General features: G+C 58.9%; 24 protein-coding genes. 9 read left to right on the top strand and 15 right to left on the bottom strand.

Annotated features, from left to right (window positions below; genetic code table 11):
- Positions 1-41 precede the first annotated feature (41 nt).
- The 3 genes from IB238_RS22650 to IB238_RS22640 are packed head-to-tail and all read right to left on the bottom strand — an operon-like array spanning position 42 to position 2,777.
- Entirely contained in the window at positions 42-1,154 is a 1,113-nt protein-coding gene (locus tag IB238_RS22650; RefSeq protein ID WP_192252656.1) for an ABC transporter substrate-binding protein, read from the bottom strand.
- A 19-nt stretch (positions 1,155-1,173) separates the two neighbouring features.
- Positions 1,174-2,016: an ABC transporter permease gene (locus tag IB238_RS22645; RefSeq protein ID WP_192252653.1), complete on the bottom strand. Its 843-nt coding sequence runs from the start codon at positions 2,014-2,016 to the stop codon at positions 1,174-1,176.
- Positions 2,013-2,777 (bottom strand): ABC transporter ATP-binding protein, encoded by a 765-nt coding sequence (locus tag IB238_RS22640; RefSeq protein ID WP_192252650.1) that lies wholly within the window; start codon positions 2,775-2,777, stop codon positions 2,013-2,015. The genes IB238_RS22645 and IB238_RS22640 overlap by 4 nt, the downstream gene beginning before the upstream one ends.
- 290 nt (positions 2,778-3,067) lie before the next feature.
- Between IB238_RS22640 and IB238_RS22635 the strand changes: the two genes are divergently transcribed.
- Positions 3,068-4,003 (top strand): LysR family transcriptional regulator, encoded by a 936-nt coding sequence (locus tag IB238_RS22635; protein WP_192252647.1) that lies wholly within the window; start codon positions 3,068-3,070, stop codon positions 4,001-4,003.
- 179 nt (positions 4,004-4,182) lie between these two features.
- Here IB238_RS22635 and IB238_RS22630 read toward each other — a convergent pair whose 3' ends face one another.
- The 12 genes from IB238_RS22630 to IB238_RS22575 form a co-directional block, all read right to left on the bottom strand.
- Entirely contained in the window at positions 4,183-4,788 is a 606-nt protein-coding gene (locus IB238_RS22630) for an XRE family transcriptional regulator (RefSeq protein WP_192252645.1), read from the bottom strand.
- A gap of 3 nt (positions 4,789-4,791) precedes the next feature.
- Entirely contained in the window at positions 4,792-5,346 is a 555-nt protein-coding gene (locus IB238_RS22625) for a helix-turn-helix transcriptional regulator (RefSeq protein WP_192252642.1), read from the bottom strand.
- 567 nt (positions 5,347-5,913) lie between these two features.
- A complete protein-coding gene (locus tag IB238_RS22620) occupies positions 5,914-6,615 on the bottom strand; it encodes a TetR/AcrR family transcriptional regulator (protein ID WP_246723797.1) in 702 nt (233 codons plus the stop codon).
- A gap of 160 nt (positions 6,616-6,775) precedes the next feature.
- Positions 6,776-7,795, bottom strand: coding sequence for an extracellular solute-binding protein (locus IB238_RS22615; RefSeq protein WP_246723821.1), 1,020 nt, complete (start codon positions 7,793-7,795; stop codon positions 6,776-6,778).
- Positions 7,796-7,839: 44 nt separating this feature from the next.
- Positions 7,840-8,637, bottom strand: a complete 798-nt coding sequence (locus IB238_RS22610) for an ABC transporter permease (RefSeq protein WP_192252635.1) — start codon at positions 8,635-8,637, stop codon at positions 7,840-7,842.
- Entirely contained in the window at positions 8,630-9,556 is a 927-nt protein-coding gene (locus IB238_RS22605; protein WP_192252632.1) for an ABC transporter permease, read from the bottom strand. Before IB238_RS22605 ends, IB238_RS22610 begins: the two co-directional genes overlap by 8 nt.
- A gap of 2 nt (positions 9,557-9,558) precedes the next feature.
- A complete protein-coding gene (locus IB238_RS22600; RefSeq protein ID WP_192252629.1) occupies positions 9,559-10,641 on the bottom strand; it encodes an ABC transporter ATP-binding protein in 1,083 nt (360 codons plus the stop codon).
- 198 nt (positions 10,642-10,839) lie between these two features.
- The gene (locus IB238_RS22595) at positions 10,840-12,267 is read right to left on the bottom strand and encodes an FAD-dependent oxidoreductase (protein WP_192252626.1); all 1,428 of its coding nucleotides are present in this window, start codon (positions 12,265-12,267) and stop codon (positions 10,840-10,842) included.
- A gap of 2 nt (positions 12,268-12,269) precedes the next feature.
- Positions 12,270-13,475: a hypothetical protein gene (locus IB238_RS22590; RefSeq protein WP_192252623.1), complete on the bottom strand. Its 1,206-nt coding sequence runs from the start codon at positions 13,473-13,475 to the stop codon at positions 12,270-12,272.
- Positions 13,476-13,479: 4 nt separating this feature from the next.
- Positions 13,480-14,904, bottom strand: a complete 1,425-nt coding sequence (locus tag IB238_RS22585; protein WP_246723796.1) for an aldehyde dehydrogenase family protein — start codon at positions 14,902-14,904, stop codon at positions 13,480-13,482.
- Positions 14,904-15,281, bottom strand: a complete 378-nt coding sequence (locus IB238_RS22580) for a cupin domain-containing protein (protein ID WP_192252617.1) — start codon at positions 15,279-15,281, stop codon at positions 14,904-14,906. The genes IB238_RS22585 and IB238_RS22580 overlap by 1 nt, the downstream gene beginning before the upstream one ends.
- A 259-nt stretch (positions 15,282-15,540) precedes the next feature.
- Entirely contained in the window at positions 15,541-16,665 is a 1,125-nt protein-coding gene (locus tag IB238_RS22575; RefSeq protein WP_192252614.1) for a porin, read from the bottom strand.
- An 825-nt stretch (positions 16,666-17,490) separates the two neighbouring features.
- Here IB238_RS22575 and IB238_RS22570 point away from each other — a divergent pair.
- From IB238_RS22570 to IB238_RS22535, 8 genes are all read left to right on the top strand, one after another.
- Positions 17,491-18,015 carry a MarR family transcriptional regulator gene (locus IB238_RS22570; RefSeq protein ID WP_246723795.1) on the top strand — a complete coding sequence of 175 codons (525 nt, stop codon included), beginning with the start codon at positions 17,491-17,493 and terminating at the stop codon, positions 18,013-18,015.
- A gap of 218 nt (positions 18,016-18,233) precedes the next feature.
- The gene (locus IB238_RS22565) at positions 18,234-20,561 is read left to right on the top strand and encodes a bifunctional salicylyl-CoA 5-hydroxylase/oxidoreductase (protein WP_192252611.1); all 2,328 of its coding nucleotides are present in this window, start codon (positions 18,234-18,236) and stop codon (positions 20,559-20,561) included.
- On the top strand, positions 20,558-21,334 hold the full coding sequence (locus tag IB238_RS22560; protein WP_192252608.1) for an SDR family NAD(P)-dependent oxidoreductase: 777 nt from the start codon (positions 20,558-20,560) through the stop codon (positions 21,332-21,334). The genes IB238_RS22565 and IB238_RS22560 overlap by 4 nt, the downstream gene beginning before the upstream one ends.
- On the top strand, positions 21,331-22,179 hold the full coding sequence (locus IB238_RS22555) for an enoyl-CoA hydratase family protein (RefSeq protein WP_192252605.1): 849 nt from the start codon (positions 21,331-21,333) through the stop codon (positions 22,177-22,179). The genes IB238_RS22560 and IB238_RS22555 overlap by 4 nt, the downstream gene beginning before the upstream one ends.
- A gap of 2 nt (positions 22,180-22,181) precedes the next feature.
- A complete protein-coding gene (locus tag IB238_RS22550) occupies positions 22,182-23,363 on the top strand; it encodes an acyl-CoA dehydrogenase family protein (RefSeq protein WP_192252602.1) in 1,182 nt (393 codons plus the stop codon).
- Positions 23,364-23,377: 14 nt separating this feature from the next.
- Positions 23,378-24,565, top strand: coding sequence for an acyl-CoA dehydrogenase (locus IB238_RS22545; protein ID WP_192252599.1), 1,188 nt, complete (start codon positions 23,378-23,380; stop codon positions 24,563-24,565).
- Between the two features lie 9 nt (positions 24,566-24,574).
- Positions 24,575-25,003, top strand: coding sequence for a thioesterase family protein (locus tag IB238_RS22540; protein ID WP_192252596.1), 429 nt, complete (start codon positions 24,575-24,577; stop codon positions 25,001-25,003).
- A complete protein-coding gene (locus IB238_RS22535) occupies positions 24,981-25,376 on the top strand; it encodes a RidA family protein (protein WP_192252593.1) in 396 nt (131 codons plus the stop codon). The genes IB238_RS22540 and IB238_RS22535 overlap by 23 nt, the downstream gene beginning before the upstream one ends.
- Positions 25,377-25,385: the final 9 nt, after the last annotated feature.

Raw genomic sequence — 25,385 nt, 5'->3', positions numbered from 1 at the left:
ACCTTGACTGAGCGGACCGATCAAGTGCGGCAGTCTTCGCCTCAGAAGTTGCACTCCTTGGCCTGGGCTTCGATCGCCGCCTTGTCGAAATTGTTGACCTTCGTCCAAAAGACCGCCGAGTCCGTCGCCACAAGACCAATTGGATCTACTTTTTTCGTCAGCACTCCGGCATCAAAAAGAAAGTCCTGATACTCCCCCATGGCCGTCACACTGACGCCGGCGATGTTTCCGTTTGGGTTCAGGCTAGCCGCGTTCGCTTGCTCCCTGAGCAGAGTAGAGATTATAGCCAAGTCGCCCGCGACAGCCGCCTCTTCGCTCACACCGGTTGGCTTGGTGTCCGGATAGTGCTCCCACTGAATTTTTCGAGCGCAATCCGGATTGGCTGCCGCAAAGACCATCGCCTTTGCCACACCACGCGCAATCCCCTCGACCATCTCGGGTCTCTCTTCGAATGTTTTCTCACTGGTTGCCAAGGTGTAGTCTGGCAGCTTGGACCACGATGGATCACGCAGTATGTCGAGCTCGGCACCAGCATTCTGAAAGCCTACAAGAGCAGACGACCAATACATCAGTCCCTGCACTTGATCACTTTCGAGAGCCGTCAAAGCTTGAGCTCCAACGCCAGTTGCCACCAATGTCGCATCGTTGTCTGGGTCAAGTCCATTGTCCGCTAGGAACGACTTGTACAGGGGGATGCCGCCGCTCGAGAGACTAACTATCCCCACGCTCTTGCCCTTCAAGTCATGTACCGTTCTGATCGGACCATCCTTCTTCACCGCAATTCCCCAACCCACGGTCGTGTTTGTGACAACTGCGCGCACGGACAAATCATGTTGCGTGTTGGCCTGAACTATCGCGCTAGAGCTCATCTGGGCGAAGTCGAGATTGTCGACAGCAAGCTGCTGGGCTGCTTCGGAAGATCCGCTGACAGGAAATACGTCAACTTTGTACCCTTCCGCCTCCCAGTAACCGAGAGGCCCTGGTAAAAGAAGATAGTAATAACTAAGATCCAGGAAATTACTCCCGCCGGCTCCTATTTTAACTTCTTTCAACTCGGCCCGTGCAACATTCGTAGCCATCAGAGAAATACTCGCCACCGCGGCGCCGGCAAGCATAATTCGCCTTACTAATTTATTCCGTAGATGTAGCATCATGTTCCACTCCTCGGAGTTTTCACGTCGATTCATTTGCCGGGATATCATCGCGTTCGACCCAGAACACGACACGCTGACGCAATAGGCTCATAACCTGGTGGAGCCCGACTCCAATCAGCGACAAGACGATGAGAATTGCGAAACTCCCCGCCGTATCCATGGAAAAATTTCTCTGCAGCAAGAGGTACCCCAGCCCTGCTTGCGCCCCTATGAACTCACCAACGATGGCGCCAATGACAGCGAGGACAACTGCGACATCCAGCCCTGCAAAGATGTAGGGCAGCGCCGTCTGAAGTTTGACCATCCGAAAGATCTGCCAGCGTGACGCGGTGAACGAGCGCAGCATATCGATCTGCTGCGGCGGCGCCGCGTTCATACCGACGATGCAGTTCACCACAACTGGAAAGAAAGCGATCAGCGCGGTTATGACGATTTTGGAAGAAATACCGTAGCCGAACCAGATCACGATCATGGGAGCGATCGCCACTTTTGGTACGGTCTGAAACGCTACCACGTATGGATAGACGGTTTTCTCTAGAAGTTTCGACTGACCGATCGAAACGCCGATGATCAGGCCCACCGTTGCCCCGATAGCGAAGCCCGCCAGGATCTCCCAGAGTGTTACTCCGATATGATAATAAAATCGGCTTGTATTGAGATTGATCCATAGTGCCTGAGCTATTGCTGTCGGCGCAGGGACCACGATTGCGGGGATGGCGAAGAGGCGGACAATGACTTCCCAGCCGCCCAGGAATACCACCAACAACAGAAGCGAAAGCCCAACCTCCGGCCTACGCTTGATCGCAGCTGCGATCGCGCCGCTACTAGGCTCCCTTGACAACACGATCTTGCTGTCGGTCATGCGTCCATACCTTTCGATCCGAAATGCGCTCGCACGCGCTTCACATAAGCGCCGAAGGCGTCGGAGTTGATCATGGCAAGGTCGCGCGGACGCGGAAGATCAACGTCGATGATTTCCGCAATGCGGCCAGGTCGAGGGCTCATGACGACGATGCGGTCGGCCAGGAACACTGCCTCTGCAATGCTGTGCGTTATGAGCAAAACCGTTTTCTGTTGCTCGGCCCAAATATCCAGAAGCTCTAGGTTCATTTGTTCGCGGGTCATTGCATCCAGCGCACCGAATGGCTCATCCATCAATAGGAAGTCCGGCTCGTGGATCAACGCCCGCGCAATGCCTACTCGCTGCTGCATTCCGCCCGACAATTCGCGCGGATACTTCTGCTCAAAACCACTCAATCCGACCAGTTGGAGCAAACGCCGTGCAGCAGGCTCGAATGCCGCGCGATCTCGCTTCTGCACTTCTACCGGCACCAAAATATTCTCTAAGATGTTGCGCCAAGGCAGCAAGAGCGGCTCTTGAAAGACGACGCCAAGCTGTCTACTCGGGCCGTCGATAGGATTTCCATTGACGAGAATCTGACCTGAACTTTTCCTCAGGATACCCGCCAGAATTTTAAGAAGGGTAGTTTTGCCGCAACCGCTCGGCCCTACAACAGTAATAAATTCGCCTTGTTCTATCTCGAGGTTGATGTCCGACAGGGCGGTTATTGGCGCACCCTCCCTTGTCGCATATGTCTTGTTTAATCTGCTGACCGAAATCATTCGCGCGACGCTCCTCCCACTGTCCTAGTCCTGCATCCGCGCAGCCCACGGCAACAAGTGTGCTGGCGCCCTTTGCTGCCATCACGTTGCGCCGCCTCGCAGACGGCAGACTTGCCGCAGCACTTACCGCGCACATGCCAACGATTTTCCACCTCTCTCCTCCCGGTGGCTTCGTTGCGATGACCCACCATAGGCAGGACGAAATAGTGTAGTAAAGCGCCGTTTCTGCTTGCGTATGAACTCAGAATTAGCGCATAAACTTGTTATCACTTGTGACAGGGAGGCTGTCGATGCTGGAACAAACAGCAGTTCCGAAACTAGCCCGCTCGACGGCGCTACGCTATTTTTCGGAGGTCGCGGAATGCGGCTCATTTCGAGGGGCCTCCGAGGCACTCAGGATCGCCGCCTCGGCAATCAATAGGCAGGTCTCGAACCTGGAGGCCGATCTCGGCGTAAAGCTTTTTGAGCGCCCACGCGGTAGGGCCGGGCTGCACCTCACAGAGGCCGGGCGAATTCTGCAATTTAGATTGCGATCGGCGATCAATGAACTGCGTATCGCCAATGAAGAAATAGTAGCATTGCAAGGCCTGCAACGCGGGCATGTCAATATCGGTGTAAACGATGTCCTGGCAAACGATCTCTTGCCAACGTTAATAAGCGATTTTCGCTCAATTGGTCCAAAAATCACCTATAAAATTACTGTTGATAACAGTAGATCGCTTTTGGGGAAATTAAAGGATGGCGAGATTGATTTGGCCGTAGGCTATAATTTTCCTTCAAATGAGGGACTATTATTCAGAGCAGTAAATTCAATCAAGATGTATCTAATTGCACCAAAGAACCACATTCTTGCCAAGCATAAATCTGTTTCTTTACTTGATCTTTCTGGATCCGACATTCTGCTTCCCGACAAAACATTTATTCTGCAGCAAATAGTTGAAGTTGCCCTAAGGGCTTCGAAGGTCCGTGCAAACCTTATTTTGGAGACAAACTCCCTGCCGCTCATAAGTTCGCTTGTCGAACGGGGTGTTGGAGTGAGCATAGTAGCTGGGCGGATAGAATTGGGAGAAAACCAGGCCCGCGTCGTTCATGTGGAGATCAAGGATGCACTCCTACCCCACAGCGAACTGTCATGTTGCGTGCTTCCATATCGCAGCCTTTCCGCGGCCGCAGAGGCTTTTATCGAGAAAATTGCATCGGCCATAAAGTCAGGAAAATATGTGTGAGGATTCCGTCATCCGCGGCGAACAAAGCCTCGGTAATTCACGCAGTTTGGGCAACCGATTGCAACATGAAAGCCCCCTGCCCTCTCGAGAGCATTACGCCGAGCGCGATTGCATCAAATCGGCGCACATTCCGATCCACGCGATTGCACGCTTGTCTTGCTCAATGCACTCTTTTGGGATCAAAATGATAGACCGTCCGAGAATACCCAAAGGACCTCCACCGGTTCTCCGCAGTTATTAATCCAGCGGTGCGAAATGTCCGATTTAAAATGGAGTGAATCGCCTTGCGTAAGGTCGAATTGCTCTCCGTCTATGTCGTAAGTAAGCACTCCCGACAGAACGTACGCGATCTCCTCGCCGGGATGGATCATGTACTCCGACCCAGAATTCGCTCCCGGGCTGATGGTGCCGATACGCGCCTCCAGGACACCGGGGACGAAACCGATGTTGAGGTCTTCCAATACCAAGGCCATATCTTGGAAATTGCTACGACCTCGCAGCGAGCGCCGCACTATCGCGTACCGCGCGTTGCGTTTTCGCGACTGATCAACCAGGAAGCCCAGATTAGCATCAAGCGCAGAGGCAAGGTTTATGGCGTTCACCAGGCTAGGGTTGAGGAGGCCGTTCTCGATCTTGCTGATCGTGCTTGGAGGCACATCGGAGCGTGCGGCCAACTGCGTGATCGTCAAGCCCTTGGCAAGGCGGAGCGCGCGCAAGCGCGAGCCCAGGCTTCCGGATTCCTCGGATTGCCTCACCTGTTCGGCTTTGTCTCTTCTGCCGGCCACGAGTTACTCCACAATGCTCTCAACGGCCTCGACCAGCAGGATGCGGGCGCGACTGCGCACGGCTAAATCTTTCAGCACACCAGGGCGCGAGTGAAGGCTATCGCCTTGGCGAAGCAACAAGTTCTCATCGTCGAGCAACGCCCCTACTGAGCCGCTCAGAACATGTGCGAAAGCCGAGCCTTCCGGCAAGCTTACCGGCTCTGCTACGTCTAAATCCAGTAACCGCGCCTTGAGACGAGGTCGCGGAAGCAACCGAGTCAACTCATTGTCGCCATGCCTGAGTTCCGCCGCAGGCAGCACATCGAATATCACCCGATTTGAGCGGGCGGCGCCTATCAAATCATCAAGCGTAATCGATAGCACATCAACGATAGCGACGATCGTTGCTAATGTTGGATTTGACCGGCCAGCCTCGAGCTCACGTACTACGCGCGGAGAAAGTCCGGATCTTTCAGAAAGTTGGGATTGAGTAATTCCTGCCTCTTTCCGAGCAGAACGAACACTGCGACCCAACTGTCGTAGTTCTCTCTCACCGAAAAGACGGGTTTCGCGCGGCAATTAGCCCTCCACCGGAAATTTCAATTAAATCACACTGTTAAATCCCATTGAAATTCCAGTCAAGCGCAAGCACCGCTTTTGGGAGCGACCCTTAGGGTTGTACGCGCTTCCAGACAAAGTCGTCCCTCGGTCAGGTGCTCCTGAACCTGCCAAGAGGCATGTGAGCAAGCCCAAGTCCATCAATTGCCGCATCGAGGATCAGGCCGATCATATTGAAGGCGGGTGGCCCATCAACTCGCACCCTTACCTAGCGCCCTCTCTCGTTGAATCGCGATGCGTTCAGGCCCCCTATCGTCAGAAGGGGCATCGACATTGGAACATCCGGGGCTCATGCGCACTGAGATCATGTCCTTGGCTAACTGCTCACCCAGCCTCACAGCTGCGGCATCGAGGCGTCAATGCCCGCGAGCCAAAGAACGTAGCTGTTCGCGATGACATTCTTGCCGGATTGGAGAATGTACACAGAATTGAGAGTCGACGTGGTCGTCGCATTGCCCGAGAACCACAGATCGTCCACCGAGATCGATCCTTGGGAGGGCAAGCCACTGAGCGATGCGTCGCATTGAGTCAGCTGTCGGTCGCGGGGAAACTGCGCGGAAATGACTGACTCAACAGGGTCATGGCATTTTTGTGCAGCGCATCGGACCAGATCCTGTCGGGGTTGAATGTGTCCCAATACCAGGCGCCTTGCACTAGGTAGTTCAGCCCCTCGGACAGCGTGTCCACATCCACGCCCTCGTAGCCTCCGTCCCGTGCCACCTCGGCTAGAAATTCGCGTGTCTGAGCCAGATAGGCGTGATCGCTGGGTAGACTGATCATGCGGTCAAGTTGCCCCGTCTGGCGGTCGCTGCTGAAGAGCACCCAGACAGTGACCCAGTCAGGATGCTGGCGCCTGAAGTCTCGCGCACAGTCAATGGCGGCGACAATACGCTCCGCCGCCGAGTGCTCAGGCAGCAGCACCGTCTCCTGCCAGAGCCGGGCAAACTGGTCGTTGAGGTACTCCAGCACGGCGCGATACAGCTTTTCCTTGGTGCCGAAGTGGAACACGACTAGGGCGTTTGAGGAGCCGATCTGTTCGGCGATCCGCTGCATGGTCATGCCCGCGATTCCGTCTTCTGCGATCAGCCGGATGGTCGTGTCGATAATCCGTTGTGCGCTCGCCAGCCCCCGCAGGTGGCGGCGGTCCTTTTTTCCCGCCTTGGTCATCGGCACAGAAGCGGCGACAGGACTCTCCTCCGCCGTTTCCATGATCGAGGGTTTCGTCTTCAACGGAGTGCTTCCCTGATGACCGAGTAAATGCGGCTCGTCGCCCATACGTGCTTACTGACCGACGAGCCGCTTCGGCCAACGGCGGATCCGCCGTCGACGTACGGCCATCCAGCCACCGCACAGACACCGGAGCCGGTTGAGGCGATCCGCCATCTTGAGCTCACTTCAAGACTTCGGTCCAGATCTTCGTGTACATATCATTTATTTCCGGCGAGCAGGCTGGCGCAAAACTGCCTTTGTCGACAAACTCGGCCGGCACCACGATCTCCGGCGCGTCCTTCATGTATTCAGGCATGTATTTCTCCGACCCCGCAATGCCATTGGCGTAGCCCGCATACCCAGAGATCAGCGCGGCATTCTCCGGATCCATGATGAAGTTCTGGAACAGCTTGGCATTCTCGGCGTTCGGCGCCGACTTCAGCACCGCCACATTGTCCATCCAGTACGAGTAGCCTTCTTTCGGGTAGCCGTAGACGAAGTTCGGATCGAGCAAACGCACCTTCAGCGCGCCTCCATTCCAGGCGACGCCAGCCGCGTAGTCGCCGGACGTATATTTCTCGTCGGTGGGGAAATCCACTGCCACCCATGACTCTCGCGCCGCGAGCAGCCGGTCGCGGACCTTGCGCAGTAGCTTCTTGTCGTCGGTACAAATGTCCTTGCCGCCTTCGTAGCTGATGGCGAGGGTTATGATAGCGATCATCTCGGGCAAGACAGCGACTTTGCCCTTCAACTCGGCAGGCGGATCGAGAAAGATCGCTGAGGTGTTCGGATCTCCGGAATAGACAGCTTTATTCACTATTACGCCGGTGGTTCCCCATTGCCACGGCACCGAGTAACGGCGACCGGGATCGAAATAGACGTTAACCCAGCGCGGATCGACGTTCTTAAAGTTCTCCATCTGGTCGGGGCGGGTTTCCAGCAGAAGTCCCTCGTCGATCCAGACATTGAGGAAGCTGGAACTCGGCACAACGATATCGAAATCATTGCCGCCCTGACGCGCCTTAGCCAGCGCCGTTTCGTTGGAGTCATAGTCGGTAATCGTCACTTTGACGTCGTATTTCTCCTCGAACTTCTTGATCAGATCGGGACTGGTGTAATTTCCATAGTTGAAGATGTTCAAGACGCCTTCCGCATGAGCGGTCCCGATGGGCAAGAGCGCGAAGATTGATGCAGCAGTCATAACAAGCGATCGCATGGAAAACTCCTGGTTGGTTGGTGGAAGGGTCAGTCTTTTTTGCGGCTGAGGAAGAAGAAGAGGGTGACGATGATGACCGACAGAGCCAGAAACATCGTCGAGATGGCGTTCATCTCTGGGGTCACGCCGCGCCGCAACTGGCCCAGCATGTAGGTGGGCAGTGTCTCCTGTCCGGCCGATTTGATGAATTCCGAAATCACCACATCGTCGAGTGAACCAACAAAGGCCAGCATGAGTCCGGCGAGGATGGCCGGCCACAGCAGAGGTAGAGTCACGCGGCGGAAGGCCACCGACGGTCTGGCATAGAGGTCCGCCGCCGCTCGCTCGAGCGAGAGGTCCATCGTCTGCAGACGCGCGCGGATCGGCAGGAAGGCTAAGGGAATGCAGAAGGCGATATGTGCGATGATCAGGTAGCCAATCCCGGTATAGCCGGTCCAGACCTTAACCCGCGAAAAGATTACGAGCAGCGCCACCGCGATGACGATCTCGGGAATCATGAGCGGCTGATTGATGAAGGCGATCTTGAAGGTCAGCCCACGGTAGGCCGCGGTGCGGGTGGTGGCGAGGGCGGCCATCGTCGCAGCTATGGTTGCGACAGGTGCGGCAATCAGGGCGACCGTAAGGGACCTAAGTGTTGCATCGATGATGCGTTCATTGTTCCACGCCGTCGCAAACCACCGCATCGACAGACCGTCGAGCGTACCGACCGTGGTTCCCGCGTTGAAGGCGTAAACCACCATTGTTGCAACCGGCAAGTAGAGGAGAACAAAGCAGAGAAGGGCGATGGGGGTAAACCCGCGCTGAAGTCTGACCGAATGCCTAGCCATGGTGTTCGCTCCCGGATTTCGACGCGGCACGCACATAGACCAAGAGGGCCAGCATGACGATGCCAGTGAGTGTAATGGAGAGCGCTGCCCCCAGCGGCCAGTTGCGTCCCTGACCGAACTGGAGCTCGATCAGGTTGCCGAGCATCAGGCTCTTTCCACCGCCCATGAGCCGGGGCGTAACATAGGCCCCGAGTGAGGGTATGAAGACCAGGATCGATCCGGCGACGATGCCCGGCCGCACCATCGGAATGATGATCCGGCGCAAAATCTTGAAGTTGTTGGCGTACAGATCGGATGCCGCCTCGGCATAACGGAAATCGAACCGCTCGAGGCTCGCATAGAGCGGCAGGACCATCAGCGGCAAATAGACATAGGCCATGCCCAGAAGGATGCCGAGCTCGGTAAACATGATCTGCAGCGGCCGCTCGATTATGCCGAGCCAGAGAAGCGCGCTGTTCAGCACGCCGTCGTTGCGGAATACCTCCTGAATGGCGAATGTGCGGATAAGCAGATTGGTCCAGAAGGGCAGAGTGATCAGAAACAACCAGAAGTCCCGCCGCTGCTGGTCGCGGGTGGCGATGAAATAGGCCGTGGGAAAGCCAAGGAGCAGCGTAACAAGCGTTGTGATAAGAGCCAGCTTCACCGACCGCCACAAGATGGTCAGATGGGCGTCGGCGAGTGTTACGGTGTCATCGAACAGGTCGCGCTCGAAGAAAACGCTGAACCAGCCATCGAGCGAGAATTGCCAGTATTTGACGTCGCCGTAGTCGCCCTTGACCATGACGGAATAGAGTACGACCACGGCAAGCGGCCCGATCGCCGCCAGAAAGACGATCAGCAGGGCCGGGGAGGCGAGCCACCAGCGGTTTCGCACGTCCTCACGAGCAGCGGCGAGAGCGAATTGCGCAGCATTCGTCATGGTCAACCTCTCAGAACTTGAGCGGCGATCGGGTCGAAAGCCACGCCGACCGTGCAGCCGGCCACAAGGGCCGCGTCCTGCAACGGGCTGTTCTGCCGGCGCACCACGAACTGGTCCCCATCGTTGAGGCGAACATGCAGGTGGGTATCCGTACCGAAATACACGACGCTTTCCAGCGTTCCGCTCAGAGATGAGGGCCCCTCATTGGCGTGGATCTGGGCATGTTCGGGACGGACAATCACCGTCACCTTCCCCTGCTGCGGCGCTGACGCCGGCAGCCGGGCAACGATCTCGGCGCCGGACGCAAGCCGAACCCGCGCCCGACCCGCATCCGCGCCGACGATCTCGCCATTCAGGAAATTCGCTTCACCGATGAAGTCGGCGACGAACCGGTCTCCAGGACTGTCGTAGATCTCGCGTGGGTTGCCCACTTGCAGGATACGGCCGCTGGAAAGAACCGCGATGCGGTCCGACATGGCCAACGCTTCTTCCTGGTCGTGAGTGACGAAGATGAAGGTGATACCGGTTTCGAGCTGAAGACGCTTCAGTTCGATCTGCATTTCCTTGCGCAGCTTATAGTCGAGCGCGCTCAGCGGCTCGTCCAGAAGAAGCACCTTCGGCGCAGGCGCCAGCGCACGCGCCAAGGCTACACGCTGTTGCTGGCCACCGGAAAGCTCGGTTGTCCTGCGGTGCTTCAGGCTCTCCATCCGCACGAGGCGCAGCATCTCCTCGACGCGCGCGGCGATCACTGCCTTCGGCTTGCCCAGCATCTCCAGGCCGAACCCGATATTTTCACTGACGGTCATGTGCGGAAACAGGGCGTAATTCTGGAACACCGTGTTGATCGGCCGCTGATAGGGCGGCAGCGCCGCAATATCCTCCCCGTGCAGAAGGATTGCGCCGTCGGTCGGATATTCGAATCCAGCGATCAGCCGCAGAAGTGTCGTCTTTCCGCAGCCCGATGGACCGAGAAGCGTGAAGAACTCGTTTTCTCGGATCGAGACGGAAACGCCTTCCAGCGCCTTGAATGCCCCGAACAGTTTCGTAACGTCTCGGATTTCAATTGCGGACTTCTCATCTGGCAAGCGCGTCTCCTCCCTGCTGATCCATATACGCCGGACACCACCTGCCGACGTCGCTTTGAACTAAATCGAAATTTTAACTGAACATTTAGTCAGTTAGTTTCATTTGCATCGCAGGCGGCTTGGTCCCACGGGGCCTGCTTGCGAACTAGAATGGCGAGCGATGCTCGACCATAAGCCGTTTCAGAACTCTGTGTGAGATCATTTAAACTTGGGCACGCATGCCAAAGCTGCGATGATTGGTTTTTTGACCAGAAGAGGCAACCCGCTGCGAGCGACCCGATCTTTCCAAATTCCCGGCAATATGGACAAATTCGCGCCCAGAGTCCGGAGTGGTTCTGGTTCCCAAGCGGCCAGTCCGCTCTTTATGGTCGTATCTCGTAGAGTCCAAGGAGCGCGGACAAGCTGGCTGTCCACACCCAGGATCAGGTCGGCTACCGTGCGGCCGAAAAGATTCGAGGCTCCCACACCTTGCCCACCGTAACCACCGGCGAAGATTATCTTGTTGCTGGGCTCAGCGATGACTGTGGGATGCCATTTTCGCGCCAAGCCTAGCGGACCCGACCAGGCATGCGCGATACCGACATCGCGCAATGCCGGAAAGGCGTCGACCATGATCTTGTGCGCCGACGCCTGCCCTTGAGCCATTTTCCGTTTGCTCAATCCACCGGGCTTGCCAGCAAACGGGTAGTTCGCGGTTCCGCCGAAGACCAGACGTCCGTCTTGTGTGACCTGGCCATACGTAATCGCCCCCGACGTATCCGCAAACGCCTGACGGTCGGCGAGGCCAATGGCCTTCCTTAGTGATGGAGGCAGGGGATCGGTCGTGACAATATGGGAGTAGGCACCAACGATCCGGTTTCCCAATCCAGGCAACGAAGAACTGTAGGCCTCGGTGGCGATCACGATCGTCCCGGTCGAACACGAGCCGCGGCTGGTTTCGAGACGGCCGGGTACCGCCTGTCGAACGATCGTGTTTTCGTGGATGGCAACACCCTTCTGCCGAAGGATAGTGGCCAAGCCATAGGCCAATGCGGCAGGATTGACCACGGCACAGTGCGGATAAAAGATTCCGCCCATGACGTTCCGCATTCCTACTTGAGCCGACGCCTGTGCCGCATCGAGCACTTGATAGACATTGTCTCCGCATTCGGCCGACATGTCATGCTTCTCTTTTTCCAGCTCGGCAAGTGCATAGCTATGGCGTGCGGCGATGCGTAACATGCCCCCCTTGTGGTAACCGCAATCGATGCCCTGAGCAGCGATCACCGCTCCCACCTCGTCGACCAGACCGGCAATGAGGCGCCGCAGTTCCTTCTTCGACGGCTCGGACAGGTCGGCCAATAGACCGGCCTGATTGTCCAATAGTCCAGAGACCCACCCACCATTGCGTCCGGACGCGCCGAACGCGATGTGGTTGGCTTCGAAAAGCCCGATCCGTAGTTTAGGATTTTGATGATGTAGATACCAGGCGGTCCAGATACCCGTCAAACCCGCGCCGATGATCGCGACATCATAGCACTCGCTGATGTCGGAAACTGGCACATCTTTCTGCACTTGCGGAACCGATCGAAGCCAAAAACTTTCATTGGCTTCACCGAAACCCTTTGCAACAATCTCGCTGCGCATCGTTACACCTTATATCCAATGGATGGCCCACTTATCTCCAGTCGTCCGGCACGACGAATGGCAAATATGAATGTTGCCAGGGCCGCAAATCCAAAACCAATCGCGACAAGTGCTGAGGAGTTGTACCCAACCGCCACGACCACAGGGCCTGCCAGCAGCGGTCCGCCGGTTGCTCCGATGAACTGGAAAGCGGGTGTCGCAGAAGCTATCCTTCCCGATTTATCGATATCGGCCAATGCGGGCAAACCTACGGCGTTGAGCACATTTATGAAGAAGTTCAAGCCAAACACCGAAAGGGCGAACGTCCACGGATTGTTGACAATCGCCACGGGAACCAGTGAACCGGTCAGCAACGTAACCCCGATGTAGAAATTCCAAGCCCGCGACCATCGTCCGGCTACAGCAGCCACTCCCAAGCCGGCAATGAACGACATGAAGAACGACAAGCTCAATAGCAGCGAAACATTATCGGGATCTAGTTGTGCATCGCGCCCGATGCGCTCCGAAAACGCCCAATACGCCATATATGCCGCTACTATACATGCCGCACATGCGACGATGGTCATTCCTGGCAACGAGATGCGGCCTGATGTAACTTGATCACCGTCAGTTGGCTGCGACGGCTTGCTAGGGAGTCTCAAAAGAAGAAGACTTGTGGCAGCAAAGACCACCGCGAGTATAGGCATCAATCGATTGGGATTCTGTAGCCAAGACAAGGATGCTGCGAACATGAATATGGACGGAATAATCGACTGTCCCGCCGCGCCATAGCCAAACGACTTGTCAGGATTGCGCGATCGAACAAGTGCAGCAATACCGAGAGATGCGGCAGGGCCGGATCCAAGTACCGACATTACAAGTCGAACGGCCATGAGTTGCGTCACCGACCCGATAAACAGGGTCATAATGGTGCCCAGAGCGAGCACAACCATGGATAAGATCGCAACAGGCCTCCACGCAACGCGCCTGATCCAAAAAGGGGCGGTCCCCGCAGCCAGGATGCCACCGGCACCTTCGATCCCTGCAAGGATGGAAAAGGTGCTTGCGTCGATAGGCATTCGCTCGTTCACCATTGCCGTCAAAACGGGAAATAGAAACGAGCTCATAGCGCTCATCGTAAAGAGCGCGACACCAGGGATGGCGGAAACGAATTCTGCGTCACCGCCGCGAAGGATCGCGATTTTCTCCTCCTGGGCATAATTCGTCATTATTTTACTCTTGCCTACGGCTGTTGTACCAATATGGCTGATTGAGCATGCCGTGTTCGATCCAGACGTGCTTGCTCTCCGTGTATGCGTCGAACCCCTCCTCGCCGAGTTCCCTCCCAATCCCGGCCTCGCGATATCCACCGAACGGAGCTGCCAGATTGTCCGGTAGCGGATTGTTGATCCACACTGTCCCGGCCCTCAGTTCCCTCGACGCTTTCATGGCCAATCCAAGATCGGCCACAAGAACATGCGCGCTGAGCCCGAAACGATTGTCATTCGCCAGAGCTATGCCTTCCTCAAAAGTTGAGATGGGTGCGACCGGCGCCACCGGGCCAAACACTTCACCTAGCCGATTGAGTGCTTCGTGGCCAAGCCCACGGATGAGGGTGGGTTGAAAGTATGCTCCGGAGCCATCTATTGTTTCGCCGCCGAGCAGGATCTCCGCGCCTTCCGCTCGCGCACGTCGACAATAGTCAACGATCCGGTTGCGATGGGTAGCGCTTGCCAATGGGCCGATGTCAGTCTCAGGATCGAGCGGATCGCCGACGCGAAGCTCTGCCATTCGAGCGGCCAGGCGCTCCATGAAGCGGTCTATGATTGTATCGCGGACGAAAAAGCGCTCTGCCGCGGTGCACACTTGGCCATTATTCGTGAACTTGGCGAACAGAGCGGCTTCCACGGCCAGCTCCAGATCGACATCATCCCAGACTATCATAGCGTCGTGGCCTGACATCTCCACGGAGCACCGCTTTGCGTCCTTGGCGCACAGCTCCAAAATCCGCTTTCCGATAGCAGAACTTCCGGTAAAGGCGATCTTGTCCACGCCGGGGCTGCATACAAGCGCTTCGCCAACCGCCGCACCGCCCTGCACCACTTGGTGGACTCCTTCCGGCAGTTCAAAAGGCTCCAGGAGCTGCGGAAGGGACAGCATCGTCTGCGGTGCCGTCTTGGCGATGAGACAGTTGCCTGCAGCCAGTGCCGGGGCAGCTTTCCACGCCCACAACAGCAATGGAAAGTTCCACGGCAAAATTGCGCCCACAACGCCAATCGGCTCTTTAAGGACCAAGCTGGTTGCATTGCCCGTCATCTGCGGCGCAACTCGCCCGCCTCTAGTGCGCGCCAGACTTGCGTAATAATCGAACACGTCGGCCGTTGCCCCGACCTCGAATAGCGATTCACCGATTGGTTTACCGCTCTCCAGCGTCAGCGTTCGTGCCACAGCGTCCAACTGCGAACGCATTTTTGCGGCGCAATTCTGCAGCATGTTCGCACGCTCGAAAGGACTGATGGCGGCCCAACGAGGAAATGCCTCCCGCGCGGCGGAGATGGCAGACGCTATATCGGCCGACGAGGCCGAGCGGATCTGAGCAAGGATGCGGTAGTCAGTCGGGCTCACGGCGTCGACTGTTTCCGACCGACAGAAAGACATCACGCCTCCTCCGCGGAGAGCATCGTCACGAAGATCTTTCGGGTTATTTCCATCGTATTCCAGACACCGCGCCAATTGCGCGGCACGAGGCATGTCTGACCGGATTTGACGTCGAGGATTTCACCGTCTGGGCTATCCAGTCGAATATGCCCTTCAAGAACCGTGAACAGTTCATCAGCGGGGTAGCGACTAATATTGATGAAGCCGGGCTGCCCGAGCCAAATTCCATAGTGAGCGCCCGCATTCCCCTGCAGCGGTTCCCCGGACCAGATTTCACACATCTGGTTGCCGGACATTAGGCCGGCCGGGAGTTCGTTTTCTTCGCTATATGACAACGCAGACGGTTCTACGAGCTTAGGATTCTCGGTTTTTTGCATGAAAAATTATCCTCAGCAGAGGAACACGGGTCCCGCCTGCTAGTTGAGTTACTCGAGGGATTCGCAGATGACGGCTTGCTAACCCGGCCCTTCAAAGGGCGGCAGGCTTCAATTGCAGCTTGCTTTTGGAGAGAAACGGCGGCGTCCGCGGCTTCTGTTCGAAAAGCTGGCTGCGTCGCGGCAATTCCCCTCCCAAGGAATTTTCATTTACGTCCCTCGTATACGCATAATTGAAAATCCTGTCAAGCGACTCACATATTCAGAAGAAGGAAGTGAGGCGCAAGAAGCCGGAGACCGTGCCGTCAAGGTCTTCGACCTTGTCGTAGTAGATTTCCGAGCGAATCTCGAGGTTGTTGACAGGCGTAAGTACGAGCGAGATTTCGGCCTCGTAGGCGGAGACCCCCGTCTTGCGGTCCGACAAGCCTTCATAAAAATCACTGAAGTACTGGCCACCCAACGATGCGCCGAAGATTGGCGTGAACTGATGGTAGTAGGATGCCAGAACTGACCACTCAGCCGCGCCGTTCCCACCGGTAATGGCCAAATAGGGTGCCCCGACGCCATAGACTACGTCCGCATCAGAATAGTAGGTGATGAGGCGCAACGAGCCGTTTCCACCCGGCGTATTCAATTGGAGGCCTGCCGACGCACCCCATCCGCTTGCGCCATCATAGTCATAGTCTTCGTCAAACCCGAACTTCGCCCAGACCCCGCCCCAGGCTTGATTATAGCTGAGGAGGCCAACGGCATCAGGGACATAGTTTGAAGAGTCGCCATCCTCCAGGGACAGCGTTGCGGCGAAGCTCTCGTCCGAGCCGATTGAATAGCTGATCAGATTTCGGAAAAAGTACCCATATGATAACCCTCCCCAGCTGTGCGAGCCCCACGAAGAAACGCCGCCGTTCTTTGTATCAACCCAGGCAGTTTCCAGATAACCAATGCGAAAGCCACCGAGATCCACAAAACCCTGTTCAAGATTGATGTCTGAACCCGAGGCTGGATCGATACTTGGTATGTCCGCCACCACGCGCATGCGACCGTGGAGCGTTCCCAATTCCGTTTCGGACCGCGCGTCCAACTGCAGGCGAACAGAAGTTGACATATGGGTTTGATCGCCAGGAAATGAGCCGTAGGTAAGGTAGTCGGGTGACGATCCTGGCCCGGAATAGCTGTCAGCTCCGACCTGACCCCAGACATAGCCCTCCAGCTTCAGGCAGGTTTCGGTTCCAGGAATGTAAAAGTACCCCGTCCCGTAAGTATCACAGACCCGTAGGTATCCCGATGTTTCCGGTTCACTTATGAGTATTGAGGAGTCCGCAGCGCAAGTATCGTTCAAGGCAACGAACGTCGTGGCAGCGCTCAGCAAAAAGCGTTTAATGTTCATGGGCTCCATCCCCCCGAATGTATGGCGTCACGCATGCGCAAGTGCTCTCGCATCGAGACGCCGTCGCGTTTCCATGTATTACTGTCTGTTGCGTGGTGTGGTTGGCCTTGCCGTCGACTAGGGCGCGGCCTTGACGCTGGCAAAGCCTTGTGGCGCGGTTTTCAGAACGCACTTATGTATGTTTGGGTGAGTCTGACCTTCTTGTGCTCACGACGGACACTCGGCCGATCTCGTACAGCCCCCTGCGTCCGAGTAGCTGAGTAGCCTGCATGAACTCCCTCCCCTCTTTTTTTGCATTTGGGCAATTCATTTAGGTCCGCAATAAGAATCTAATCGAATTTTCTGTCAAGTCCTCTTTCCGGAAATAAATGAAATTGCTGTATTGATGAGATGACCCGCCTGATTGCGGCAGTTATGGCAGCGGCTGGATGATTGGCGCAGCGAGCCTCGATTGGGTTCCGCCCTCTTCCTCCTCAAATCGGCGCGTGCGCTGCGGATCAGAACCCGCAAAACTCCGCGCTGACGCCGAGCAAACGGCTGCGCTAGTCGGCCGATCGGCCTTAGTCTGCAATTCAAGGATGCCTGCCGCAACGTTCTCGCGTCGAAGCCGAGGCGGACCGTTGGGCGACGCAATGTTGCGGATAATGGTGCTATTTCTAGCTGACGGCAGAATTTTTCTTCACTACACCTCTGTGTTCCACCACTGGCATCTAGTTTGTGTGACAATACCGTCGCGCAGCCTGTCCAAAAGCCGGGAACGCCTCTAAAACAAGAGGCGCCCGCAGTTCGCGGCGCGGGATGCAGCATAACGAGCGGGCGTTTGGAATGATGGGTGACGACAAGTACGAGATTGCGTCGGACTGGGTGGATGGCGAAACCAAAGCCCTTGAGGCACCACAGGACCATCGTGCCGAGTTGCGCCTGTGGCTGCGGCTCCTGACCTGCTCGACGCTGATAGAGAGCGAGGTTCGGCGGCGACTCCGGGAAGAGTTCGATTCCACCCTCCCCCGATTTGATCTGATGGCGCAGCTTGAGCGCGCGCCGGACGGGATGGTGCTGGGCGAAGTCTCCAAACGCATGATGGTCTCCCCCGGCAACATCACGGTTCTTGTGGGACGGCTGACCGAGAGCGGACACCTCAATCGCTCGACCCTCCCGACCGACCGCCGCGTGCAGATCATCGCTCTTACCCCCTTCGGCCGCGCCGAATTCGAGAAGATGGCAGCACGTCATGCCGACTGGATTTCAGAACTTTTTGCCGGCTTTCTGCCGAACGACGGCGGCGTGCTAATGGATGAGCTTGCCAAGCTCAAGCGCTCCATCATCGCCACAATCGCGCATGGAACCTGAGGCCACGCCTCCGCCCTCAGCTTTTTCCCGGTCTTCCGCGCGGCGCGCTTTGCCAGCTTCAAACAGGTCCAATGCGCAGGTTTGGCCTTCCTCACGCAAAACAATTTTAAGCTTGAAATTTCTCCCAAACGAGTCCACCCTGGACCTACAGTCTGGGGCACGCGCTCGCGGCCACCCTGACCGCGGCATACGCAACTGGACGTCGGGAGGAGAACAACATGCGGATCGTCTGTATCGGTGGCGGGGCAGCCGGCCTTTATTTTGCGCTACTCATGAAGCGCCAGCACCCTGAGCATCACATCACGGTTGTCGAGCGTAACCGCCCCTTCGACACGTTCGGCTGGGGCGTCGTCTTCTCGGATGCGACCATGCAATCAATGCGCCAGTGGGATCCGGCGACGGCCGAGGCGATCGAGATCGCCTTCAATCACTGGGACGACATCGAGCTGGTGTTCAAAGGCCGCAAGATCCGCACCACTGGCCACGGCTTCGTCGGCATCGGCCGCAAGAAGATGCTCAACATCCTGCAGGAGCGCTGCATCGAACTCGGCGTCGCGCTGGTGTTCGAGCGCGAGGTGCAGGGCGACGAGGAATTCCCCGACGCCGACCTGATCATCTCCTCCGACGGTATCAATTCGCGCATCCGCAACAAATACGCTGACGTCTTCAAGCCCGACTTGGTGGTGCGGCCCAACCGCTACATCTGGCTCGGCACCGACAAGCGCTTCGACGCGTTCACCTTCGATTTCCAGCGCACCGAGCACGGCTGGTTCCAGGCCCATATCTACCGTTTCGACGACAATACCTCGACCTTCATCGTCGAAACGACCGAAGACATATTCAGGGCGCACGGCATCGACGAGATGGATCAGGAGCAGTCCATCGCATTTTGCGAGAAGCTGTTTGCCGGAACGCTAGACGGCCACAAGCTGATGACCAATGCCGGCCACCTGCGCGGCTCGGCCTGGCTGAACTTTAACCGCCTGATCTGCGACAAGTGGAGCCACTTCAACGGCAACAGCCATGTCGTGCTGATGGGCGACAGTGCGCATACCGCCCATTTCGCCATCGGCTCGGGCACCAAGCTCGCCATCGACGACGCCATCGAGCTGACCCGCCAGTTCGACCTCATCGGCCACGACAAGGCCAACATCCCCGCCGTGCTCGAGGCCTATGAGGAAGTGCGCCGCGTCGATGTCGCCCGCATCCAGAACGCGGCGCGCAACGCCATGGAGTGGTTCGAGGTGGTCGGCACCCGCTATGCCGACACGCTGGAGCCGGAACAGTTCATGTATTCGATGCTAACCCGCTCGCAGCGCATCAGCCACGAGAACCTTCGCCTGCGCGACAAGGACTGGCTGGAAGGCTTCGAACGCTGGTTCGCCGAGCGCGCCGGCGTGGAGCCTGCGCCCAACGGCGCCGTGCCGCCACCGATGTTCACGCCCTATACCATTCGCGGGCTGACACTGAAAAACCGCATCGTGATGTCGCCGATGGCAATGTATTCGGCGACCGACGGCCTGCCGAACGATTTCCACCTCGTCCATATCGGCTCGCGCGCCATGGGCGGTGCAGCGCTGGTCTTCCCCGAGATGACCTGCGTGTCACCCGATGCGCGGATCACCCCCGGCTGCCTCGGCCTCTGGAACGACGAACAGGCCACCGCTTTCAAGCGCCTGGTCGATTTCGTCCACCACCAGACACCGGCCAAGATCGGCATCCAGCTCGGCCATGCCGGCCGCAAGGGCTCGACCAAGGTTGCCTGGGAAGGCGTCGACCAGCCGGTCACCGAAGGCGGTTGGCCGCTGATCTCGGCCTCGGCGCTGCCCTATCTCAAGAATTCCGACACTCCGCGCGCCATGACCCGCGAGGACATGGACCGCGTGCTCGCCGATTTCGTCAGCGCCACGGAGCGCGCCCGCGATCTCGACTTCGACATCCTCGAACTGCACGCCGCCCACGGCTATCTGCTTTCGTCCTTCCTATCGCCGCTGACCAATCTGCGCGACGACGAATATGGCGGCAGCCACGAGAACCGAGCCCGCTATCCACTCGAGGTGTTTCGCACCATCCGCGCCGTCTGGCCACAGGACCGGCCGATCTCGGTGCGCCTGTCGACGCATGACTGGTATGAGGGCGGCAATACGCCCGAGGATGCAGCGATTTTCGCCCAGATGTTCAAGGATACCGGCGCCGACATGATCGACTGCTCGTCGGGCCAGGTGGTAAAGGAGGAAAAGCCGGTCTACGGCCGCCTGTTCCAGACGCCCTTCTCCGACAAGATCCGCAACGAGATCCAGGTGCCGACGATTGCCGTGGGCGCGATCTCGGAGGCCGACCACGCCAACTCGATCATCGCCGCCGGGCGCGCCGATCTCTGCGCCGTCGCCCGTCCGCATCTGGCCGACCCGTCCTTCGTCATGCATGAGGCGGCAAAGATCGGTTATGCCGAACAAGTCTGGCCGAAGCAGTATCACTCGGCCAGGGCGCAATATGTGAACAACCTCGCCCGCGCTGCGGTACCTGCGCCCACCGGCAAGGCATGAGCATGCGCCACGCTCTCGTCACCGGTGCCGGCAGCGGCATCGGCAAAGCCATCGCACTTGCGCTTGCGGCCAACGGCCGCCGCGTCAGCCTGTGCGGCCGGCGGGTCGGCCCGCTCGAGGCCGTGCGTGAGGAAATCGCCAGCTCGGGCGGCGAAGCCGTCGTGCTAGACGGGTTCGACGTCACCGATCCCGCCTCGGTCGAGTCTGGCATCGCCAGGGCGATCAAACGCTTCGGCGACATCGCCGTGCTGGTAAACTGCGCGGGCGAGGCCCCCTCGGCGCCGTTCGAGAAGACCGACCTCGCGCTTTGGAACAGGGCCATCGGCATCAACCTGACCGGCGCCTTTCTGGTCACCCAGGCAGCGCTTGCCTCGGTCAAGCGCGCCGGCAACGGCCGCATCGTCAATGTTGCGAGCACTGCCGGCCTCACCGGCTATGCCTATGTGTCTGCCTATTGCGCCTCCAAGCATGGTGTCGTCGGGTTGACCCGCGCGCTGGCGCTGGAGCTCGCCCGCACCGACGTCACCGTCAATGCGGTCTGCCCCGGCTTCACCGACACGCCGCTGCTCGACGGCGCCGTCGAGACTATCACCGGCAAGACCGGCCGTTCGGCCGACGAGGCGCGCGCCGCGCTCGCCCGCGCCAACCCGCAGGGGCGGCTGGTGACGCCACAGGAAGTGGCCGACACCGTGCTCTGGCTCGCCTCGGAACGGGCAACCGCAATCACAGGTCAGGCGATCCCCGTCGCCGGCGGCGAAGTTTTGGGAGGATGACGATGACGAACCCCATGCAGGCGAAGAAGCGTCCGTTCAAGAACCACAAGGCGAAGCACTTCCTGTTCGATGCGGATGCCGACGGCCGCGTCGCCACCATCACGCTCAATCGCCCCGACAAGAAGAACCCGCTGACCTTCGAGAGCTACGAGGAGCTGACCGACCTGTTTCGCTCCCTCGGCCGCGCCAGCGACGTGCGCGCCGTGGTCCTCACCGGTGCCGAGAATAACTTCTCGTCGGGCGGCGACGTGTTCGAGATCATCGAGCCGCTGACGCGCATGTCGATGCCCGACCTGCTCGACTTCACTCGCATGACCGGCGACCTGGTGCGCCAGATCCGCGCCTGCCCGCAGCCGGTCATCGCCGCCATTGACGGCATCTGCGCCGGTGCCGGCGCGATTCTGGCCATGGCGGCGGATTTCCGCGTCGCCACCCCCGAATCCAAGACCGCCTTCCTGTTCACCCGCGTCGGCCTCGCCGGCGCCGACATGGGTGCCTGCGGCATCCTTCCGCGCATCATTGGCCAGGGCCGCGCGAGCGAACTGCTGTTCACCGGCCGCGTCATGACTTCGTCCGAGGGCCATGCCTGGGGCTTCTACAATGCCCTGCACGAACGCGAGGCGCTGCTGGCCGAAGCCCAGAAATTCGCCCGCACCATCGCCGATGGTCCCTGGTTCGCCCATGCCATGACGAAAAAAATGCTCGACCAGGAATGGGCGATGGGCATTGACCAGTTGATCGAGGCGGAAGCGCAGGCCCAGGCGATCTGCATGGCGACCGGCGATTTCCGTCGCGCCTTCGAGGCGTTTGCCGCCAAGACGAAACCCGTCTTCGAGGGGAACTGACCATGCACACCACAGCGCAGGCGCCGACCCGCGACCATCTCGACTGGCCGTTCTTCGACGAAAGCCACCGCACGCTTGCGGCCGAAATCGACGCCTTCATCGCCGGCGGCGGTCTTGGCGACGTCGATCACGACAATGTCGATGCCGCCTGCCGGCAGCTGGTTTCCGCCCTCGGCAAGGCCGGCCTGCTCCGCCATTGCGTGCCGAAGGCGTTCGGCGGTGCCAGCGAGGAGATCGACAGCCGGGCGCTTTGCCTGCTGCGCGAAACGCTCGCCTATGCCGACGGCCTTGCGGATTTCGCCTTCGCCATGCAGGGGCTCGGCACGGGCGCGATCAGCCTTTCCGGTTCGCAGGCGCTGAAGGAGATGGCCCTGCCGAAGGTCGCCAGCGGCGAATGGATATCAGCCTTCGCCCTTTCCGAACCCGATGCCGGATCGGATGTCGCAGCCATGGCCTGCGCTGCCCGGCGCGACGGCGACGATTTCATTCTCGACGGCGAAAAAACCTGGATTTCGAACGGCGGCATCGCCGATATCTACACCGTCTTTGCCCGCACCGGCGAAGCGCCCGGCACGCGCGGCATCTCGGCTTTCGTCGTCTTTGCCGATACGCCCGGCTTCACGATCGCCGAACGGATCGAAACGATTGCGCCGCACCCGCTTGCCCGCATCCGTTTCGATAATTGCCGCGTTCCGGCTTCGCAGCTTCTCGGCAGCCCGGGCGAAGGTTTTAAGATCGCCATGCGCACGCTCGACATTTTCCGCCCCTCGGTCGCCGCCGCCGCCACCGGCTTTGCCCGCCGGGCGCTGGACGAAGCCGTCGCCCACGCCAAAAGCCGGAAGATGTTCGGCGCGACGCTTTCCGACCTGCCGACCGCGCAAAGCACGCTCGGCGAGATGGCGACCGCTATCGACGCCGCGGCGCTGCTGACCTGCCGCACGGCGTGGTCGCGCGATGTGCAGAAGCAACCGACGACGCGAGAAGCCGCCATGGCCAAGATGACGGCGACGGAAAACGCGCAATGGGTCATCGACCAGGCCCTGCAGCTCTTCGGCGGACGGGGCGTTCGCTGCGGCGAGATCACCGAGCGGCTCTATCGCGAGATCCGCGCGCTACGCATCTACGAGGGCGCGACGGAAGTTCAGAAACTCATCATCGGCCGCGAGCTGATGAAGGCACGATAACGGGAGAGTTCGTGATGCATGGTTCGAAAGCGTCGTTCGATTGGCAGGACCCATTCGATCTGGATGCGCAGCTGACGGAAGAGGAGCGCATGGTGCGCCACACCGCCCGCGGCTATGCCGAGGACCGGCTGCAGCCCCGCGTGCAGGAGGCTTTCCGGCACGAAAAGACCGATCCCTCGATCTTCGCCGAGATGGGCGAACTCGGCCTGCTCGGCCCGACCGTCAGCGAAGAGTATGGCGGCGCAGGGCTGAACTACGTTTCCTACGGCCTGATCGCCCGCGAAATCGAGCGCATCGACAGCGGTTATCGCTCGATGATGAGCGTGCAGTCCTCGCTGGTGATCGTGCCGATCTACACCTTCGGCAGCGAGGCGCAGAAGCGCAAATACCTGCCGCCGCTGATCGCCGGAACGAAGATCGGCTGCTTCGGTCTGACCGAGCCCGACCATGGCTCCGATCCCGGCTCGATGCTGACCCGCGCCAAGAAGGTTGATGGCGGCTATCTCCTCAGCGGCTCCAAGACCTGGATTTCCAATTCGCCGATCGCCGATATCTTCGTCGTCTGGGCAAAGACGCCGGATGGCCTGATCCGCGGCTTCATCCTCGAAAAGGGATGGAAGGGACTGAGCGCACCGGCGATCCACGGCAAAGTGGGCCTGCGCGCCTCGATCACCGGCCAGATCGTCATGGACGACGTCTTCGTGCCGGAAGAAAACCTGCTGCCTGATGTCAGCGGACTGAAGGGCCCGTTCACCTGCCTCAACTCCGCCCGCTTCGGTATCGCCTGGGGCGCGCTGGGAGCTGCCGAATCCTGCTATCAGACGGCGCGCCAATATGTCATCGACCGCAAACAGTTCGGCCGACCGCTCGCGGCCAACCAGCTGATCCAGAAGAAGCTCGCCGACATGGCGACGGAAATCAGCCTCGGCCTGCAGGCCTGCCTACGCCTCGGCCGCATGAAGGACGAGGGCAATCCACCGGTCGAGCTGACCTCGATCGTCAAGCGCAACTCCTGCGGCAAGGCGCTGGACATCGCCCGCGCCGCTCGCGACATGCTCGGCGGCAACGGCATATCGGACGAATTCCCGATCGCCCGCCACCTCGTCAACCTCGAAGTGGTCAACACCTATGAGGGCACGCACGACATCCATGCGCTGATCCTCGGCCGCGCCATCACCGGCATCGCCGCTTTCGCGAATTGAGGTGCAGCGGTGTTCAAGACGAAAAAGCCGCTGCGGTTCGGAGATTGCGATCCTTCCGGCATCGCCTATTTCCCTTCTTATCTCCACATTCTCGTCGGGGTGCTGGAAGAGTTCTTCACCACGCTCGGCTTTCCGTGGCGGGCGATGAACGATGTGCGGCGGATGAGCGTGCCAACGGTGCGCCTCGACCTCACCTTCAAAAACCCCGGCATTCAGGGCGACGAACTAGACTTCGCGCTGGCTGTGCGCGCCATCGGCCGTTCGTCGCTCGATCTGGAGCATACCGTTTCGCGCGGCGACACCCTGCTCTGGGCGGCAAAGCACCGCATCGTCGCCACCTCGCTCGACACGAATACTTCGCTTGCCTGGCCGGACGACATTCGCGACGCCCTCACCCAACATCTGGAGACGCCACATGCACACGATCCTGCAACCTGAAGGCTGGGCGAAGCCCATTGGCTATTCCAACGGCGTGGCGGCGAGTGGCCGCACGTTCTTCGTCGGCGGCCAGATCGGCTGGAACGAAAACTCCGAGTTCGAGACCGATGATTTCGTCGAGCAGGTGCGCCAGACGCTGAAGAACGTCGTCGCCGTGCTCGCCGCCGGCGGCGCAGAACCGCACCACATCACCACCATGACCTGGTACTTCACCGACAAGCAGGAATATCTCGAGAACCTCCGTGGCATCGGCCAGGCCTATCGCGAAACCATCGGCCGGCACTATCCCGCCATGGCGGCGATGCAGGTGGTGGCGCTGGTCGAGGATCGCGCCAAGATCGAAATCCAGGCCACCGCGGTCGTTCCCGAATAGGCGCTAGCG

It is taken from the genome of Rhizobium sp. ARZ01 (assembly GCF_014851675.1).
Taxonomy (GTDB): domain Bacteria; phylum Pseudomonadota; class Alphaproteobacteria; order Rhizobiales; family Rhizobiaceae; genus Mycoplana.
Note: the sequence above shows the minus strand (reverse complement) of the source record. Positions and strands in the feature narration are given on the sequence as shown.